The organism is Prolixibacteraceae bacterium, assembly GCA_019720755.1.
GTDB lineage: Bacteria > Bacteroidota > Bacteroidia > Bacteroidales > Prolixibacteraceae > Halosquirtibacter > Halosquirtibacter laminarini.
In genome coordinates this window covers 1,929,254-1,948,084 of record CP081303.1, presented here as the reverse complement: position 1 = coordinate 1,948,084, position 18,831 = coordinate 1,929,254, and the positions used below count along the sequence as shown (strand labels likewise).

The 18,831-nt window shown below is 34.5% G+C and carries 13 protein-coding genes; 10 read left to right on the top strand and 3 right to left on the bottom strand.

Annotated features, from left to right (window positions below; genetic code table 11):
- Together K4L44_07810 and K4L44_07805 are read left to right on the top strand one after the other, a co-directional pair.
- The gene (locus K4L44_07810) at window positions 1–699 is read left to right on the top strand and encodes a sulfite exporter TauE/SafE family protein (GenBank protein QZE15728.1); all 699 of its coding nucleotides are present in this window, start codon (window positions 1–3) and stop codon (window positions 697–699) included.
- 122 nt (window positions 700–821) lie between these two features.
- On the top strand, window positions 822–1,877 hold the full coding sequence (locus K4L44_07805) for a permease (GenBank protein QZE15727.1): 1,056 nt from the start codon (window positions 822–824) through the stop codon (window positions 1,875–1,877).
- Window positions 1,878–2,243: 366 nt separating this feature from the next.
- Here the strand turns inward: K4L44_07805 and K4L44_07800 are convergent, their stop codons facing one another.
- Both K4L44_07800 and K4L44_07795 read right to left on the bottom strand, forming a co-directional pair.
- Window positions 2,244–3,254, bottom strand: coding sequence for a haloacid dehalogenase-like hydrolase (locus tag K4L44_07800; protein ID QZE15726.1), 1,011 nt, complete (start codon window positions 3,252–3,254; stop codon window positions 2,244–2,246).
- 207 nt (window positions 3,255–3,461) lie between these two features.
- A complete protein-coding gene (locus tag K4L44_07795; GenBank protein QZE15725.1) occupies window positions 3,462–7,283 on the bottom strand; it encodes a DUF5110 domain-containing protein in 3,822 nt (1,273 codons plus the stop codon).
- 589 nt (window positions 7,284–7,872) lie between these two features.
- Here K4L44_07795 and K4L44_07790 point away from each other — a divergent pair.
- The 8 genes from K4L44_07790 to K4L44_07755 all read left to right on the top strand — a co-directional run bounded on the left by K4L44_07790 (window position 7,873) and on the right by K4L44_07755 (window position 17,018).
- Complete coding sequence (locus tag K4L44_07790) at window positions 7,873–8,583, top strand: pirin family protein (protein ID QZE15724.1); 711 nt, start codon at window positions 7,873–7,875, stop codon at window positions 8,581–8,583.
- A 474-nt stretch (window positions 8,584–9,057) separates the two neighbouring features.
- Entirely contained in the window at window positions 9,058–10,692 is a 1,635-nt protein-coding gene (locus tag K4L44_07785) for an arylsulfatase (GenBank protein QZE15723.1), read from the top strand.
- A 67-nt stretch (window positions 10,693–10,759) separates the two neighbouring features.
- Window positions 10,760–11,716, top strand: a complete 957-nt coding sequence (locus K4L44_07780; protein ID QZE15722.1) for a MoxR family ATPase — start codon at window positions 10,760–10,762, stop codon at window positions 11,714–11,716.
- A gap of 16 nt (window positions 11,717–11,732) precedes the next feature.
- Window positions 11,733–12,629 carry a DUF58 domain-containing protein gene (locus K4L44_07775; protein QZE15721.1) on the top strand — a complete coding sequence of 299 codons (897 nt, stop codon included), beginning with the start codon at window positions 11,733–11,735 and terminating at the stop codon, window positions 12,627–12,629.
- Window positions 12,622–13,098, top strand: coding sequence for a DUF4381 domain-containing protein (locus tag K4L44_07770; protein ID QZE15720.1), 477 nt, complete (start codon window positions 12,622–12,624; stop codon window positions 13,096–13,098). The genes K4L44_07775 and K4L44_07770 overlap by 8 nt, the downstream gene beginning before the upstream one ends.
- A gap of 9 nt (window positions 13,099–13,107) precedes the next feature.
- Window positions 13,108–14,118 (top strand): VWA domain-containing protein, encoded by a 1,011-nt coding sequence (locus K4L44_07765; GenBank protein ID QZE15719.1) that lies wholly within the window; start codon window positions 13,108–13,110, stop codon window positions 14,116–14,118.
- A 99-nt stretch (window positions 14,119–14,217) separates the two neighbouring features.
- A complete protein-coding gene (locus tag K4L44_07760; protein ID QZE15718.1) occupies window positions 14,218–15,732 on the top strand; it encodes a VWA domain-containing protein in 1,515 nt (504 codons plus the stop codon).
- Window positions 15,729–17,018, top strand: a complete 1,290-nt coding sequence (locus tag K4L44_07755) for a BatD family protein (protein ID QZE15717.1) — start codon at window positions 15,729–15,731, stop codon at window positions 17,016–17,018. The genes K4L44_07760 and K4L44_07755 overlap by 4 nt, the downstream gene beginning before the upstream one ends.
- 249 nt (window positions 17,019–17,267) lie before the next feature.
- On the opposite strand, the gene K4L44_07750 is transcribed toward K4L44_07755, so the two are convergent.
- A complete protein-coding gene (locus K4L44_07750; protein QZE15716.1) occupies window positions 17,268–18,473 on the bottom strand; it encodes a transposase in 1,206 nt (401 codons plus the stop codon).
- Window positions 18,474–18,831: the final 358 nt, after the last annotated feature.

Here is an 18,831-nt window from a genome sequence, read left to right as displayed (position 1 = left end):
ATGGAGATACTTCAATCTTGGTTAGAGGGGAGTTCTTTGCCCCTCTTAACTGCATTTCTTTTAGGGCTTATGACTGCGATAAGTCCATGTCCATTGGCCACAAATATTACTGCAATAGGGTTTATTAGCAAAGATATTGGTGACAAAAAGCGGGTCTTTCTTAATGGCTTGATTTATACCATTGGTCGGGCGATAAGTTATACCGTAATTGGTTTGATCTTTTTTTTTAGTGCCTCTCATTTTAAAATAGAAGGAGTACTACAGGAGTGGGGAGAGAAATTACTTGGCCCTCTGTTGATCATTATAGGACTTTTTATGCTTGGAGTATTTTCTTTTAGTATTCCAGGGATGGATCGTTTCTATGAGAAGATGGAGCAAAAGAGTAGAACTGGGTTCTGGGGTGTTTTGTTGTTGGGGATTGTTTTTGCATTGGCGTTTTGTCCATATAGCGGCGTTCTGTATTTTGGAATGTTGATCCCGATGACTATTAGCAGTGCCGGGAGTCTGTATCTACCGATTATCTTTGCAATAGCAACAGGAATTCCTGTTATAATCTTTGCATGGATGCTTGCCTTTAGTATGGAATCACTTGGAACTACTTATAATAATATCAAACGTTTTGAAACTTTATTTCGTCGCGTAGTTGCAATTATATTTTTGCTTGTTGGGGTGTATCAGTGTATCCTTTATTTTTTCTAATATTTTCTTGTGGTCATAAACTCAAGATCATCTTAAGATAAAAAAATCGTATACATTTTATGAGTTATATCTTGCTCTTCTTAAGGAAGAGCATCTATTTTAATCTGTCTGTTTCTAATATTATGATTAATAAAGTTTTTAAAAGAAAGAGTGATTCAGTGATTTGGATTTTTTTGCTAGTTATAGCTCTTTTGGTTGTTTATAGCTTTTTGCCTTTGATCGTTGATTCTTTAGTTTATGATTTAATGGGAGTGGATGCAGAAAGTCATTTTGGAAAGTCGATACATTTTTTCTATTATGATACGATGAAAATTTTGATTCTACTTTTCTTGATTAGTAGTCTGATGGGAGTGATCAATACCTATTTTCCAGTAGAACGTGTGAAGTCCTTTTTGTCTAGTAGAAATCTTTATGGATTACAATATTTTGTAGCCTCTTTTTTTGGTGCTGTAACTCCTTTCTGTTCATGTTCTTCAATCCCTCTTTTTATTGGATTTGTTAAAGGAGGGCTTCCGCTTGGTGTGACCTTTGCTTTTTTAATCACATCCCCTTTGGTGAATGAAGTCGCTGTAGCGATGTTCTTAGGAATGTTTGGAGTCAAAGCCACCTTAGTCTATGTTGTTAGTGGAATTGTCATGGGGATGTTGGGAGGATACATCTTAGGGAAATTGAAGCTTGAGCGTTTTTTAAGTGATTGGGTTCAGGACATTCAACAACAGTCCGCAGTGGAGACGGAAGATTGGCAAGGTGAAAAACTGTCTTTCATGGATCGACTGCCATCCATTGTAAAAGAGGGATGGAGCATTGTGCGTTCTGTTCTACTATATGTACTTATAGGTATTGCTATTGGTGCAGCGATGCATGGTTATGTTCCTGAAGATTTCTTTGCAGAGCGTTTGTCTGCAGATAAGTGGTATGCGGTTCCTTTGGCTGTGATATTGGCTGTGCCGATGTATGCCAATGCTGCTGGAATTGTTCCTGTGATACAAGTGTTTGTTGCAAAGGGGGTCCCACTTGGAACGGCGATTGCGTTTATGATGGCTGTGGTCGGTTTATCATTGCCAGAAGCGACTCTGTTGAAGAAAGTGATGAAGTGGCCTCTGATATTAATTTTCTTTGGAACGATTACTCTGTTTATTATTCTTCTAGGATATTTATTTAATATCTTCTTGTGTTAAGATATCCACTTAGAGAATACTGATAATCATTATTGAAGTGTCTGATCTATTGGTTCATGTAATTTGTTCGATATTTAAATCTGTTAAGATATCACTTGAGCAATGATATTTATTCATTGGGAATGTATTTATTCGAGAGGATATCTTCTGATTTATATACAATGCACCAATTCGACCATTTGTGGTTGATCCTTATTAAAAAGGTATTAGTCTCTATAGACAGGATCTGTGCTTTTTTAATATCCCAACCTCAGTGTAATTGTTATAGAGAATAAAAAGAGGATTTTGGTCAAAAAAAACTCCATTGAAAATAGATGTTTATATTTCTATTCTCAATGGAGTAGTGACTATTGATTTCGATTAATATTATTTGCCAAATACAGTGGTCCAATCATTCTTCATATCCACAATTACGTATCCGTTCTTTTTTCCATATGGAAGTACTTTGTCCGTATGGCTGTCGTATTTGAACTCTCTTCTTTCATCCGTATGATGAATCATCATAGAAAGCCTTTTCCCTTTGCCTTTAGAAATGTATTGAAGCATATGGAAATCTCCATTAGAATTACCCGCTGCAAAGATTGGTCTTTTTCCTAGCGAGCGTTCAATAAGTCTTGGTTTGCCATCCCAATTATTTACGTACTCCCCTTTATCTGTTCGATAGATAAGTCCATCTTTGTACATCAATTTAGTACTTGTCCCGTATACATGAGAAGGACTAATTCCATATAATTCTTTGCTGAATATTTTAAGAAAATCGCCTTCGTCCGCAGTAAATATATAGACTTTAAAATCATTCTGTTTGAGATAGGCTATCAGTTCTTTCATTGGTTGATAGGTCATCTCAAAGATTGTTTTATTAAGCTTTGGGTTTTTCCACTGCTTGAAGAAGTCTCTATTTAAATTCTTATAATCTTCCACAGTTAAACCACTATATGCTGTTCCCATTAATTGACCTACCACATCGAGTATTTTACCCTCTTTGTACTCTTTAATGAAGAACTCTAAATCTTCCATTTTTTGACTCTGAATAAATTTGTGAAGACTTTTGTACGGCTCCTTCTTGGCCACAGAAGGGTCTTCCTTTATCCTTTTTTCGATTTCAGAGAATAGACCAAAAAAGTGGCTGTAAAGAGGTTTTTCACACCAAAGAGTTCCATCATTATCAAAAACTGCAATACGATCTTCTGGTTGTACATAGTAGTCCGACCCAGGAGTGGTTACATCTTTAACAAAAGATATAATTTGCTCTTTGTGTTCGCCATCTTTCCAACTTGTCAGTACATCTTTTATTTCATCTTGTTTAGGTGATTCTTTAACCTGACAAGAGAAGAATAGCAAAAGTGTTAGTATTCCGAATAAATTAATTTTTTTCATAATGTGACTTTTAAAAACCTGTTACTATCAACAACGTGAATGACGTAAATGTTTCTTCTAATATGGTTTTTAACAAGTCATTTTAGGATTACTATCTTGTGATCTATTATTAATTGGAATAATGTCTTTACACTTGTCAAGATAGACAAAAATAGGCTGCCTCTTTTTACAAGAGACAGCCTACCACACGTTTTATTGAAAAGATGTTTATTTCGTAATGCTATTTAGCTTTTTGTCTACCAAAATAATATTCTTTGCTTTAAGGTTGAATTTGAAAGATGTTTTTGCCTTAAACTCGATCTTAAGAATAGTGTTATCTCCATTTATTGTCTCCTTTTCACCAATATTTACAAAAGTTGGATAGAGAACTTTGTCTCCATTTGAATGAAGGCGATCATATGTAAGATTCATCATTTTTTGTGTCCCATTTTCTTTTACACCAATGAATTCTAAGGATTTTACACTATAAGGAATAGCAAAACTATAGGCATTTACAGCATTCATTTTTACTCCTTTAACCGTAATTATCACTTTTTCTCCTGCACGATAGTAACGTTTCGATGCCTTGATCGAGATAGATCCCGCAACTTTTCCTGTATCTCTTTTTGAGACCCCTCCATCTAATTGCGTAGCGACATTAGAAATGTCATATGCATCAATTGACCCATTTTTATTTACATCTCCAATACTTACGTAGTCAAAGTCACTATCACCTTTTCTTAGTCCTGTATAGTTCATATACGAGGTCAAATCGTTTTTGTCTATCTTTTTATCTTTGTTAATGTCTCCAGGAATATAGCTCTCTGTTCCTGGTACTTTAAAGAAATAGATCTGTTTTCCTGATCCATAATCTCCAACAGCCTTGTTAATATTAATTTTTACATATCTTACTGTTGGCCTTTTTTCAAAAGCAAATATTTTGTTCGTATTATCACGTTTCCAATCGAATGATCCCGCTTCAGTCCAATTTACCTTGTCGATACTAGTGTAAATTGTCCCTTTTTGGAAAACACCATTTAAACCGACTTTACGAGGAATATATTGAATCTTATCTAATTGATTTACCGACTTTAAGTCAATGATCATGTTAAAAGGGATTGCTTTTTTATAGTATTTGGTGTGCATACTCGAATTTTCATCGAAATCAAGCAGGCGCGATACATTGTGAGAGCCTTGGAATTTAGTGTCACTTTCCCCTTCGGCATGATGAATCGCAAATTCAAGAGGGTCTGATTTTGTTTGTGTTGTAACTGTGATCCAATCGGAAGCTCCATCAGTATTAACTGCTCTGATTTTAAAAGAGTAGTTTGTTTCTGGCGAAAGGTTGTTGAAAGTAAACTCGTTATCCAAAATATTAGTATAGAGCATGTTGTTGAATGAGATCTGATAGAAATCTGCATTCTCAACAGAATCCCAAGTAGGAGTGATGCTATAAGCAGTTTTCTTGTCTTCAACTACTTTAGCATTATCTACTGTTTTTAATGCCCCATCTTTTGATAAATAGCTATTTATTGGATTGTATTCATAGCCTTTAATGTCTAGTTCTATCTCGTCGTTAAGTATATTTACCTTATCTATTTTTACCCAAATTTGTGGATTCTTATGAATCTCCTCTTTAGCAAATTCACTATTTAAGGTTGAAAATTGATTTAGATTAGGCGTCTTATTATAGAAGAATACATTGTTAGAACTATTAAAATCTTCTATTGAATTCACTTCTTTAATTCGACACTTCTTTCCGTTGATTTTAGCACGTATTTTTTTAGGTGATTGTGTCGTATTAATGCGGAATATTGTTTTCTTTTCGGATTTAAGTCCATTAAAAGAACCCTTCGATTTCTCAACAACAATATGTACTTTCCCTTCTATCTCTTCAGAAGATATTTTCGTTGTTAGACATTCGTTATTTATATATGCAGTTGTTTTTCCATCATCATCATATGCTGTAAAAGAGGAGTTTCCATGAGGATATATTTCGTATATTCGTAATCCTTTATCTATTCCATTAGGGTTGTTGTTCGGATTAACCATTGGAATAATTGCTCCCCTTTTTACCAAAACAGGGAGTTTCCAAATCGGAGTATTGAAATGGTTTATAATTTGTCCTCCTTTGTAAATTTCTCCTGTGAAATAATCAATCCATTCCCCTTTTGGTAGATAGATGTTGTTACGAATGTCATTGCCTTCCCTGTCAGCATCCGTATTTTGATATATTGGTGCAATCAAAAATGATGGACCATACATAAATTGGTACTCTGTGTTTTTACCTAAAGTAAAAGGATTTGCCTCTTCTAAAAACATTGCACGTATTGCAGGTAATCCATGTACAGACTCGTGTGATACGCTATACGAGTAAGGAAGAAGCTCTGATTTTAATTTTAGATAATTTCTATTAATTGAGGTAAAAGGTTCCCCTAAGATTTGTGGATATTTAGGATTTGCTCCCCATCCATCCATATTTAGTTGCATTAATGTAAAGGTCTTCCATTGAAAATCTCTGGTGTTTACAATGGGTTTACTTCCTCCAAAGATCCCATCCATATCACTACAGATATTAGGTTGACCTGACAGTCCAGATCCAATGTACGTAGGAATATGAAAACGAATATATTCCCAAACACCACCAGTTTGGTCTCCTGTCCATATCGTAGCATAACGTTGTGTTCCAGCCCAACCATCAAGAGAGATAATAAATGGACGAGCTTTGTTCCCTTTCTCTTCCATTATCTCTGCAGCATCTTGTACTCCATTAAGTCCAAAAGAATATCCAGCACCAACCCATGCTACATCTGTTTTAAGAACACGAACGCCTGCAACTCCTACCTCTTTTACAATATCTCTTTGAAGCAGTGGTTGAATTGAATCTATAGGGTGAAGATCTGATTGTGTCCATAGACCAATCTCTACACCATGTTCTCTTGCATAGTCTCCGAATTTTTTTAAGTTCTCGATATTTCCATCAAGACTTCCTGTTTGTCCGTAACCTGCACCATATCCATCATTAGGAAGGACCCAACCTAATGGCATATCATTGTCAAGGTATCTGTCTACAACCCCTCTTGCAGAAAACTGATAATTGTCTTTTTCTCCATTTAGAGACTCTTTTATCCCACCGTTATCTTTCTGAGATTCTTTGTAGTATTTACCATCTTCGAATAGAATGCCATCTTTTTTTGTCTCTTTCCAATAGTCACGATTATAGGCGTTTAGATGTCCCTCGTAGAAGCCAAACTTTGGAATTAATACCGGTGCTCCTGTTAATTGATAGAAATCGTTAAGTAGAGGAACGACTCCTTCGTTTATCATGAAAAATACATCCAAATAGTCAGTATTATGTGCTAGAATTACTTTTCCTGGTAATGTTGCCCCAAAATCGTATGTTCCTTTTTTAAAGGTATACCACATAAATCCGTACCCTTTTGTTGACCAATAAAAAGGAGTAGGCGAGGCAACTCCTCCATCAGTCCAACTGTTCTGATTTTCAATGGCTATAATATTTCCTTTGTGTGAGAAACGACCATTCTGGACTCCACCACCATAGAAGTACTCATCTTTATCTTCTTCAAGTGTTATTTCTGTCTTTTTCTTGTCAAATTTGACTGGAGAAGTCTCTTTGATAACAACCTTTCCTGTTTTTAGATTTGTAACCGAAAATGTCTGTTTGATTTTATTGAAAACAATCTCTATTTGTTCTGTTTTCATATATACACAATCATCGTGAGTCTCAACCTTTAAATCTCCTACATCTCTTTTGGGGTTTTTTACTAAAATATTAGCAAGAGGAGTTGATTTTGGAGGTCGCATGGAAGCCCCTTTGGGGTCTAAAAACAGTCTAAAGATGTTTTTACCATAAAATTCAAAGTATAACTTCTGATTATCTTTTAACTCAATTGTCACACTTTGTGAAGTCGTTGATGTGTGAACACCTACATTATTCGTTTTCTCTTTTTGTGCTGAAGCGGTAAAAGTGGACAAAAAAAGAGATAGTACAATAATAAGCGTACTAGCTCGATAAATTAAATTTCTCATATGTTTATTTTCAATTTGTGTTTATTACCCCGTTTCAGAATAGGGTAATTGTGTTTATTCTTGGCATGTGTTTTCTACCTGTTTTTCTATTTGTAAGTATATAATTACTAAAATTATATATTCCTTTCTAGACGAAATGTTAACGGTTTGATGGGACTCTTAAAGTTTCGTTTAGTAGGGTATAGCAAATAATTTATTTCTTATATTGTTAAATATACTATTATAATTACAGGTATTTTATGCAAAAAAATAAAAAAAGAGATAAAAAATAATTTATTGTACTTTGGGTGCTTTTAATGTATTTATACATAGGTGATTGTAGGATCAATTAATTTTATGGATTTTTAGTTTAAAATAATTCTACTCTGATTTATAGTATGTTTTAATTAGTTATTATAAATGGATGATAGTCGTTATTGGAGTATACTAGCTATTGTCGTTCTTATGTTTGGAGTTGACAAAAGTGTTTTTGTTATGGTAACTAATTGTTAACTAGGTTATTCTTGTTTGTAAATAGTTTTTAGTGTTAAGTTTTTTTATTTCGAACAAAAGCTGATCATATATGTTTTTATTCTAAAAGATTATGATTATGACTAGATCTATTATCCATAGAGCGAATACGAGAGGATTCTCAAATTTAAGTTGGTTGAAAAGTCATCACTCCTTTAGTTTTGGCCAATATTTTAATCCAATACGAATGCAATTTGGGAAACTCAGAGTTTTGAATGATGAAAAGATAGAACCGCAGAGAGGTTTTACCTCCACTCCACTTGACAACATGGAGATGGTAACTATTGTCCTTGAAGGAACTTTACGACATTCAGATACATTAGGAAATCAATTGGAGTTACCACCTGGAAGTGTTCAATGCTTGAGCGGAGGAACTGGAGTGAAACATTCTGAAGTGAATGATAGTGAATCTGATATTTTACGGCTTCTACATTTTCGTGTCCTTCCACATACAAGAGGAGAGGAGCCAGAATATCATCATGCCCATTATGATTTATTTACAGTGAAAGATACATTGACTCCACTTGTTGATCCCTCTTTTCATTGTCATGTCAATCAAGATGCTTATGTTTCTTGGGGAAATGTTTCGAAAGGAAAGATGGTGAAATACAAATTTCATCAATCCAATTCTGGAATTTATTTACTCACTCTAGATGGAATGGTTCAATGCGTCGATCATGTAGCATTTGTTAACGATGCAATAGGGGTTTGGTCTGATGAGGAAGAGGTTGAGATAAAAGTGTTATCAGATGCACGATTCGTTGTGGTGGAAATTCCTCCAACTAGATGAAAAATATAATAGAAATTTTATTGCTTCAATGCGATTTATCTTATTGATAAATCGCATTCTTTTTGGAAATGATTTTGTTGGAAAATACATATGCTTGTATTTATCTGTATGTTATTTTTTAAATCTTCATGTTTTACCTTGAAGCAGGACTTGTTCATCAGATTAATAACGAATAGGATATCACCTCATTTTTATTTAAAAATTATCTGTTTGGGACAGATTAAATATTTCTATTAAAATAATTTCATCTAGTAGGATGAATGAAAATGAAATAAGAAGAGGTGATTCTCGCTTTATGAACAATCCTATATCTTGATAGACTTCGTTGTCTCGTATTTAGTATTTCGAGATAAAGCGATAAAACAAAAATTTAGATGAAAGCTAAAATATTCAAATAGTATTAAACTTTTTATGTTGCTTCTTGGTTTATAGTTCAGAATAATTGATTAACGAATCTTTTAATATTATTTAATTATGAGAAAAGGATCATTCTTATTGACAATTTTCATGGCATTGGTGATGCTAATGTCTGTGGATGTAATGGCGCAACGAAATCGCAAAAAAAAGAGTTTAAAGGGTTCTAAACCTAATATTATAATGATTGTATCTGATGACACTGGTTGGGGTGACTTTACTTCTTATGGAGGAGGTATTGGCCGTGGTATTAAAACTCCCTCAATGGACCGTCTTGATAAAGAGGGTATGCAGTTTTGGGACTTCTATGGACAGCCCAGTTGTACACCTGGTCGTGCAGCGATGCAAACAGGAAGAATTCCAAATAGAAGTGGTATGACGACAGTAGCTTTTCAAGGACAAGGTGGTGGATTGCCTGCTGCTGAATGGACTGTTGCTGAAGTGCTTAAGAAGGCTGGATACCAAACATTCTTTAGTGGTAAATGGCATTTAGGTGAGAGTGATTATGCACTTCCAAATGCGCAAGGTTATGATATTATGAAGAATGTGGTATTGTATCACTTGAATGCTTATACCTATACAATGCCATCTTTCCATCCAGGAATGTCGGCAGACCAGTTAGCTTTTTTTGAAAAAGCGACCACTGGTATTCTTGAAGGAAATGCTGATGAGCCTGCCAAAGAGGTGACAAAAGTAACCCGCGAGAATATTGGGGAACTTGATATGATGATGATGGATAATGTTCTTCCTCAAATTGAAACTTACGCAAAGAGTAAAAAACCATTCTTTATGAGTATTAACTTTGCTAAGAACCATCAACCTAATGTCCCTTCAAAACAGTTTGCAGGTAGTTCTCCAGCAAAAACAAAGTATGCCGATGCTGTACAGGAGATGGACTATAATGTAGGTCGTATATTAGATAAAATTAAAGAGATGGGTATCGAAGAGAATACTTTGATCGTCTATACTGTTGATAATGGCTCATGGCAGGATGTTTATCCAGATTGTGGTTATACTCCTTTCAGAGGAACCAAAGGAACCGATAGAGAAGCTGGATCTAGAGTTCCTGCTTATGCTATGTGGAAAGGAGTAATTGAGCCTGGTACAGAGAGCTTTGATATTTGTGGAGGTCTTGATTTTATGGCGACTTTTGCAAGTTTGGCTGGAATCGATCTTCCCAAGGTAGATCAAGAGGGAAAACCAACGATCTTTGATAGTTACGATATGACTCCTATTCTAACAGGACATAACAAAGATTTCAAAAGAGAAGCTTGGTACTATTTTACTGAAAGAGAGTTAGCTCCTGGTGCTATTAGAGTTGGACGTTGGAAGTTTGTCTTTAATATGAGAGGGGATAATGGAGCAGTTCCTGGATCTGACGGACCAGCGCCACTATTGGGTTGGACAGGGCCAGAGATGTATGTGGCTACAGTTCCTCAAGTATATGATTTATGGCAAGACCCACAGGAGCGTTACGATGTCTTTATGAATTCATTTACTGAAAGTACTTGGACTACACCAATGATGACAATGCACCTTGAAGAGATTTTGAATACATATGTGAAGTATCCACCTAGACCTGTTCAGAGTGAAGGTTATTCTGGATCTTTGAGTATTACACGTTTTAGAGAGTTAATGAAGATAAACAAAGAGATGAAAGAGAAAGGATTTGATCTTAAAATTACTTCTCACTAAAATTCATAATTAAGTAGATTTTAAAAGGATAGTGAAAACTATCCTTTTTTTCTCAAATAAAAGTGGTATGAAAAGTAAATGTTCTGAAATATTAGATTACGTAGGTTGGTTAAAGAGTCAAGTGATAGGTCAGGATGAGCTTGTAGAATCGATGGTAATCACTTTACTTACAGATGCTAATCTGCTTATTGAAGGGATGCCAGGGTTGGCAAAAACACATACTGTGAAGTCTTTTTCTAGAGGCTTAGGATTGTTGATGAATAGGGTTCAATTTACTCCAGACCTTTTGCCTTCAGATATTACAGGGACTGAGGTATATCAGCCTGATGGAGAAAATCCATTTATTTTTAATCAAGGTCCTGTATTTTGCAATATCTTATTAGCCGATGAAATTAATAGAGCTCCTGCGAAAGTGCAATCGGCGCTTCTTGAAGCGATGGAAGAGAAGCAGGTTACTGTAGGTGGTAAATCCTATAATTTAAGTGATCCATTTATGGTTTTTGCAACACAGAATCCTATTGAACAAGAAGGGACTTTCCCTCTTCCTGAAGCACAAACAGACAGGTTTCTAATGAAGGCAATAGTGTCCTATACAAGTAAGTCCCAAGAGCGTGTCATTGTAGAGAAAATCAGAATGCATGCATTTAAAGAGAGTCAATACAATTTATCAAAAGAGGTTATTGATGATGCAAAAGTTTCTGTAGATAAAATGCATGTAGACGAAAATATCACTGATTATATGATTCGATTGGTGGATGCTACACGTAATATCGCTGATTATGATAGTTCTATGGAGAGTTGGATTCGTTATGGTGCTTCTCCTCGTGGTTCTATTGCATTGGATGCTGCTTCAAGAGCTGTAGCTTTTTTGAATGGGCGTGATTATGTAACTCCTGACGATGTAAGACAAGTAGTTCATCGCGTACTTCGTCATCGAATTATGCTGACTTATAAGGCTCTTGCTAAAAGAATTACAACAGATTCCGTAATAGACAAGCTGCTGGCTTCGGTACTAATTAATTAGAGTTATGGAGGTTCACATGGATATCACAGATTTATTAGATCTAGAGCTACTTGTTCGAGACTTTTCTTTACTCCCAAATAAAAGGATTCATGGATTACTTATAGGAAAACATAGTTCTTTTATGAGAGGACGCGGAATGGACTTTATTGAGGTAAGAAGATATGATCACGGGGATGATATTCGTAATATTGATTGGAAAGCCACTGCAAGAAGAAGTGATACTTATACGAAAGTCTTCGAAGAAGAGAAACAACGTTGTCAACTAGTTCTTTTAAATCAAGATACATCAATGGTTTTTGGTTCTGTGTCCGAATTAAAAATAAATAGTGGGCTTCAAGTTGCCTCATTACATGCATTTAGAGCTCTTAAAATGGGAGATAGGGTTTCAATCTGGAGTTCTAATTCTAGTATGAATAACAACAGACAGTTTTGTAGCACAAAGGTTTCGTTACTCTCTCTTCTAGAGTCTTTACTTGAAACAAATAATCAGGAGTTAGAGTTTATTGAGAAAAATGAGAGGTTAAAAGAGCATGGTTCTTTTTCCAATTTTCTAAAAGAGGTTGTGCCCCAGATTAGTCATGATTATATTATTCAAGTTGTAACAGATGTTATAAAACTGACTGCTGAAGATGTTGAGAGTTTAATAGCATTGTCTTTGCGTAATGATTTGATTGTTACACATATTGAGGATCCAATGGATTGCAATTTACCACAAACATCTTTAGATATCACGGATGGAATAAATGAAAGCTCATTGCTTATTACACCTGATGAAGCACAACTCTTTCATGATGATTATGAAAGAAGAATGTCACAGTTAAGAGATCGATTAATGGTTCATCAGATACCTCTGTTGGTGGTCAATACTCAATCTTCATTAAAAGAACAGATAATTGACATAGTTTATGGATAAGATGTTATTACAAGTTGATGGAATAACAGCTCCCTCTCCAATACATTACTCCTTTTCAACGATTGGATGGTTTGTTGTAGAAGGGGTCTTGTTTGTCATACTGATTTTGTTGATGGGACTTTTTTTACGGAGATATTATCGGAATCGTTTTAGAAGAGAGGCAATATCTTTTTTGGTGCAAATGGAAAAAGGTTTTTTCGGTCCAAAAGAATTTAATCAAGTGAATCGTTATTTGAAAGAGCTAATCATTCATAAATACCCTGAATTACCTATAGATGGATATTATGGGGAAAGATGGTATAATTTTCTTACGCATTCTTGTAAAAAAGAGGCCCTATTAACATTGGAAGAGTTTCAACAAATAGAATTATATCGACGTAGTGGAAGCACTGTCCCAATAGACACTGAGCTTCAGAAAAGATATATTAGTTTTATGGAAAGGTGGATTTTAACACATCGAATCAAATAATTTTTGCTTATGAGTTTTTTAATTGCAATTAATTTGAATCAATTGACTTTTGAACAGCTTCATTTTACTTATCCATATTTCATCCTGTTGATTTTATTACCTTGGCTTGTTCATTGGTTTATTCCAGCTTTTAGATTTAAAAATAGCAGACTTCGTGTCCCTTTTTATGACCGAGTGACTGAAGTACTGGGAGTCTCGTCAACTAGAGCTAAACGCTTCTATGCTAGAAGTATATTTCGGACGATATTTCTTTATTTAAGTTATTGTCTACTTGTTTTGGCATTGATGCAACCAAAGTTTATAGGCGAACCTATCTTGGAGTTGAAGAAAGCACGCACTTTTGTTGTCGCTTCTGATATTTCGATGAGTATGGAACGAAAAGATTGGACTTTAAATGGGAAAATGGTTCGTCGTTGGGATGCCGTGAAATATATGATGTCTAAATTTTTACAAGATCGAAAAAGTGACCGTATCGGTCTTGTCCTTTTTGGTGATCATGCATATTTACAGTGTCCGCCAACGGATGATAAAAAGATGGTTGAATGGTTAATTCAAGATGCTGAAGTTGGAATGGCAGGTCAAAAAACATCGCTAGGTGAAGCGATTGGTTTTTCTTTAGGAATAATGAAGCAGGATACATTAAAAGAAAAAATTTTGCTTTTAATGACCGACGGAGTGGATACCAAAAGATCCATTTCTCCTGAAACTGCTGCAAAGGTTGCTGCTTTGGATAGTGTTAAGATTTATACATTAGGTATTGGCTCTAGAAGAGACACTACACGTCTTAATGAATCAATTTTAAAAAATATTTCAAAGATAACTGGAGGCAAATATTTTTATGCAAATGATACAACTCAACTGAAGCATGTGTATGATTATATCGATCAACTTGAACCATTAAAGTATCAGAAGTCATCTTTTGCACCTGAAACACCTCTTTATCGCTTTCCTCTTCTGGTTGCTATAGGACTACTTTTTTTATTGTTAATAATGAATGGCTTGTTCCGTTCCGAAAAGTAATTGTTTATGGATACGTTCTCTTTACCATTACGATTTTTACACCCTCAATGGCTATGGTTAGAGGTTTTACTCTTACTAATATTACTTTTTTTGCTTTATATGCACCATAAGCCCCTTAAATGGGTTGAGGATATTCCCGTTTCATTGAGATCATATGTTATTACCAATTATAAAACACCTAAACGTTGGCTGCCATGGATGTCGGCTTTTCTGGGGTTGGCTTTTCTTATTATTGCTATGGCTACCCCAGCTATTAAAGGAAAACCATTGCCTACTAAACGTATTAAGACTACCACATGGCTCGTTTTAGATTTGTCCTCTTCGATGAATCAAAAGGATATTCGTCCTAGTCGGTTAGAGAGAGCAAAGATGAAGCTTGAGGAGTTTATCAATAAAAATAATTATACGGATATGGGGCTTATTGTGTTTGCTGGGAGTTCCCATGTTCTACTCCCTCCTACAGGTGCTAAAGCAACATTAAAATCGTATATACGAGAAATTGATAGTTCGATTATGCCTGTTTCTGGGAAAGATATAACAGCACTTAGGACTCTGTGTGATTCATTGATGCAAAGCGATACAAAATCGTCTTCCTTAATACTAATAACTGATCGTGTTTTAACGTCTTCTTTAGAGTCTTTAAGAAAAGATGCATCCATGTATCAAATGAATATTTTTCCTTGGTATATCGTTTCAAAGCAACAAGCATTAGCATATAGCAATAGTAGTGATACTTTCTTAACGGTTGATGAAAGTGACGTAAATACGATGATTTTATCCGTTAAAAAAAGTAAGGAGGTTCAGGTTGAAAATGATTCTCAAAATATACGGTGGATTGATTCTAGTTTTTATATGATTTTAATTGCTATTCTATTTTTTCTCCCTGTATTTCGAAAGGGGTGGATTATTCGCTCATGGCTTCTATTTCTGCTCTGTACATCAATTTCAAGTTGTGACTTAACGCAAGATCGCAGAGGAATATGGACAACTGCTGATTACCGTGCCCAGCTTATGTCGAAAAAGGGAAATTGGAAAGAAGCAGAAAAAAACTATCAGAGTGTTTCTCATAAAGCGTATGCTGCATATAAAGTAGGGGATTTTGACGAAGCTGCAAATTTATATGCGTTGGATTCTACCAAAGACTCTAGACTGAATGCCACTCGTATTTACATTGTTTTAAAGGAATATGATTTAGCACAACAGAGTTTAGATCGAGTCCTTGATCGTTTTCCAAGGGACAAGGAGGGCTTGGCTTTAAATGATACAATTGCTTCTCTTAAGGAAAAGGTAAGTTGGATACAAAAAAAGAAAAAAAAGAGTGATTGGAAAGAACAAAAGGGGAAGAAAAAAAAATATGGAGAAAAACAATTTGTAGATAGAGTGTTTGATCCCGAAGCTAAATTAGACTCTAATGCAAGAGTGGAGGGGGGGAAAGTACAAAAAGCTTTTCAACAAGATCGAAAGTTAAACGGGGTATTTGGTTCTGATCCAAATGGAGCTGTGAAGGTTTTAATAAGATCGAGCAAAAGCGATCCTAAGGTTTTTCTTAAAAAGAAATTAGAGATGCAGGAGCAAATAACAAATAATGTGTTGGTCAAAAAAAAGATGTTATGAGAAAAATGATATTTTTATTGTTGATATATGTTGTATCTAGCCATGTTGTTGCTCAGTCTTTATATAGTCGTGTAGTCTCTCATCGATCTAATATCGTTGTTGGTCAACCATTGAAGATTGATCTACATGTTTATACCTCTTCATCATTTGTGGGCGAAATGAAACGTAGTGAAGTTACTTCTACCAATGGATATATTCTTCCTAATGTGTTAGATCTCGGGACCAATACTATTGTGATAAATGACGAGGTGGTGATGGAGAGAACATTTCGATATACAGTTGTTCCAATGGTTCCTGGTAATTTTATTTTTCCTTCTTTCGAAATAAAAACGATGGTTGCAGCAAATCGGGGTTTTGTTCCTATTGACAAAACTTGTAAGTCAAAACCGATTAAAGTAAAAGTCGAATCCCTGCCTCAGGATGACCTATATAGTAGTTCGCAGGTCATTTTGAAGCAAAAATGGAAAAATCTTCAAGATACAATGTATGTCGGCCAAGTATTTTTCCAAGATGTAACTGTGTATACGGTAAATACTCTAGCATCTTTTATTACTCCATTTAATTTTGAAGAGGTTGACTTTGTTCGAGGTTATCTCCAAAAAGATACAACCATTCAAAGAATCGGATTGGATGCTATCCGTTCACAACGTAAAGAGAAGATGCTCTATTTACTTACAAAAACAGGAGAATATCATCTTCCTAAAGTATCTGTCCGTTATTATAATCCATATTTGAATAGGGAGGTGACTAAGTCTATAGATGGGCCATTTGTTGTGGTCAAACGAAATAGTAACTCGGATGTATTACTCTCGCAAAATAGTATTTTAGGAAACAAAACGTTGGATTCTGATACTAAATTCTCTTTGTTAGATTTTGTGAAAGAGAATTATATATTCATTTTATGGGGAATATTGGTATTGTTATTAATCCTTTTACTTCTCAAAAGACTCTTTTCTTTACGATTTCATCAAGTTCAAGAAAATGAAGAGATGATTGCCTTTAAATGTTTATTAAAGACTTCCAAAAAAGATTCGATGAGACTTTTTACTGTTCGGTTATATCGTTGGATTCTTGCTAAAAAGGAAGTTTCGATAAATACATCTAAACTATTGAAAGATAGTGTTATCGTAGATGATGTATATGAGTGGTTTGAAAGTCATTATTGTAATGGTTCTAAAGAGGATATTTTAACCAGACCAAATCTTAAACGAGAAATTAAGAAGATGTCGAATAAAACCATTGTTTCTTCGGATAAGAATTGGTGGAATCCTCGATTTAAATGCTAGTGGTGATTTATTTTGAATATCTTAATCGTATCATGGTTGTAAGAGAAGATACAATTGAATAGACTATAATACGAATGGTCTTTGTTGTTGTTTAATATGCAGTGTTCGTTGTTTTTCTATTGTCAAATACTAAGTTCCTATTTTTGTTTCTCTAATGGTATTTCGTTTTATAATTTTATTAAAAATATTTTTAGTGGGCGTAAGATTGCTTTTCAAGAAAGAAGATCAGATTCAATACTTCGGTAGTTTTTAGGCAACATTAGTCCCATATAATCGCATCTCTTTGACCGCCTTTTGTATTTTCTTTAAGTTTGCACTTACACTGAACTTAGATAAAAATAGATTTAGCATTAACTCATTGAAATTTATTGTTTTAATATTCTTTAGAGAGAAAGGTGTTTGTACTTGATTTCGATTATCTAACCAATCCGTCATCTTAGCTATATTGACAGATGTCATAGACATATTAAAGTGAAAATAGAGCTTTTTTTCACATCGAGCTTGACAATGATTCAAGCTTGTATATTGTTTAGCATCTCTGTAGATAAATTCTATCTGAAACCTTCTTTTGTAATAAAGAAGTATCTTTTCTGGTTTTAATTCAGTGTCAGTAGAGAAGTATATTTTATACGAAAGAGTCCCTTTGCTGTTTTGTGATTCCATATATACGACACGTATTTTTCTTTTCATCGAAACCGAATATACAACTGCAGAATATAGTGTATATGTTCCAGTCTGCTCTACTAGATCAAAATACTTTTTATCAATTTCTTTACAGTTCACTTTACCTCCATATGTTTTAGGTCTTCCTCGTTTCCCTGTTTTTTCTCCTGTATAATAATATTTAAGATTAGCATTACGTCGAAGCCTAGAAACAACTTGCATCTGTTGTTCAATCATACTATCTATGAATTTCTTATTTGAAAACCAGGCATCTACGACAAGGTAATTAGATATAGTCTTTATTGAGTCCCTTTTATTTACAAGTACATCAATATACCAATCATTAAGATTTTGAGACGATTTTGATATTGTTTGAACTGCTTCAAGATGAAAGGCTGTATTTTTTGCTACATCAATTGCAGCAATACCACCAATCTCTAATCCTCGTTTTGCTTTACCAGCACAACCCGACCAAAAAGTTCCTAATCCTGGGGTACATTTACCAGACTTATTTATATATGAAGGATCAAATGCCACTACATACTCAGAACATTTATTCTCTTCGAGTAAATGACGATTAAATTCCATAAAATCAAAAGACTTCGCAAATTGTTTTCTATAGGTCAGTTCGTTTTTGGTGCCATAACGAGCCAATTGCAAAAAATTTATTTTCCCTATAATGCTTAAGAATAGGCAAAATGTCTCAATTATAAAATTACGTCTTACTCGTCCAACATCTGACATCTTGTAAAGGGCTTTCTCAATACAGGAAGTATATCTCTTTTGTTTCATCAGTGATCAGCTTAAATATTGTGATCTCCCAACCTTTAAGATACTGAAAACTAATGATATAACAAAATAAAATAAGAACTAAATTACTGTATATCAGATATTTGTATGAAAAAACACCGAAGTATTGTCAGATTATAAAATCCTCATTTTTGACTGGGAATAATAACGAGCTCTAATTTAGCGAATTTGAATTGTTGTATTTTCTCGACTTTGAGATTGTTTCATTATAGTTTATGATTCCTGAATCTAGACTACACTTTTTGTCTATCATTATTAGAATACCATGAATGGTTCTAAAGTCTAAACGGTTTTCTGTGATATCTCTAACAACCTATTGTTTCTTGCAACATTGATTGTG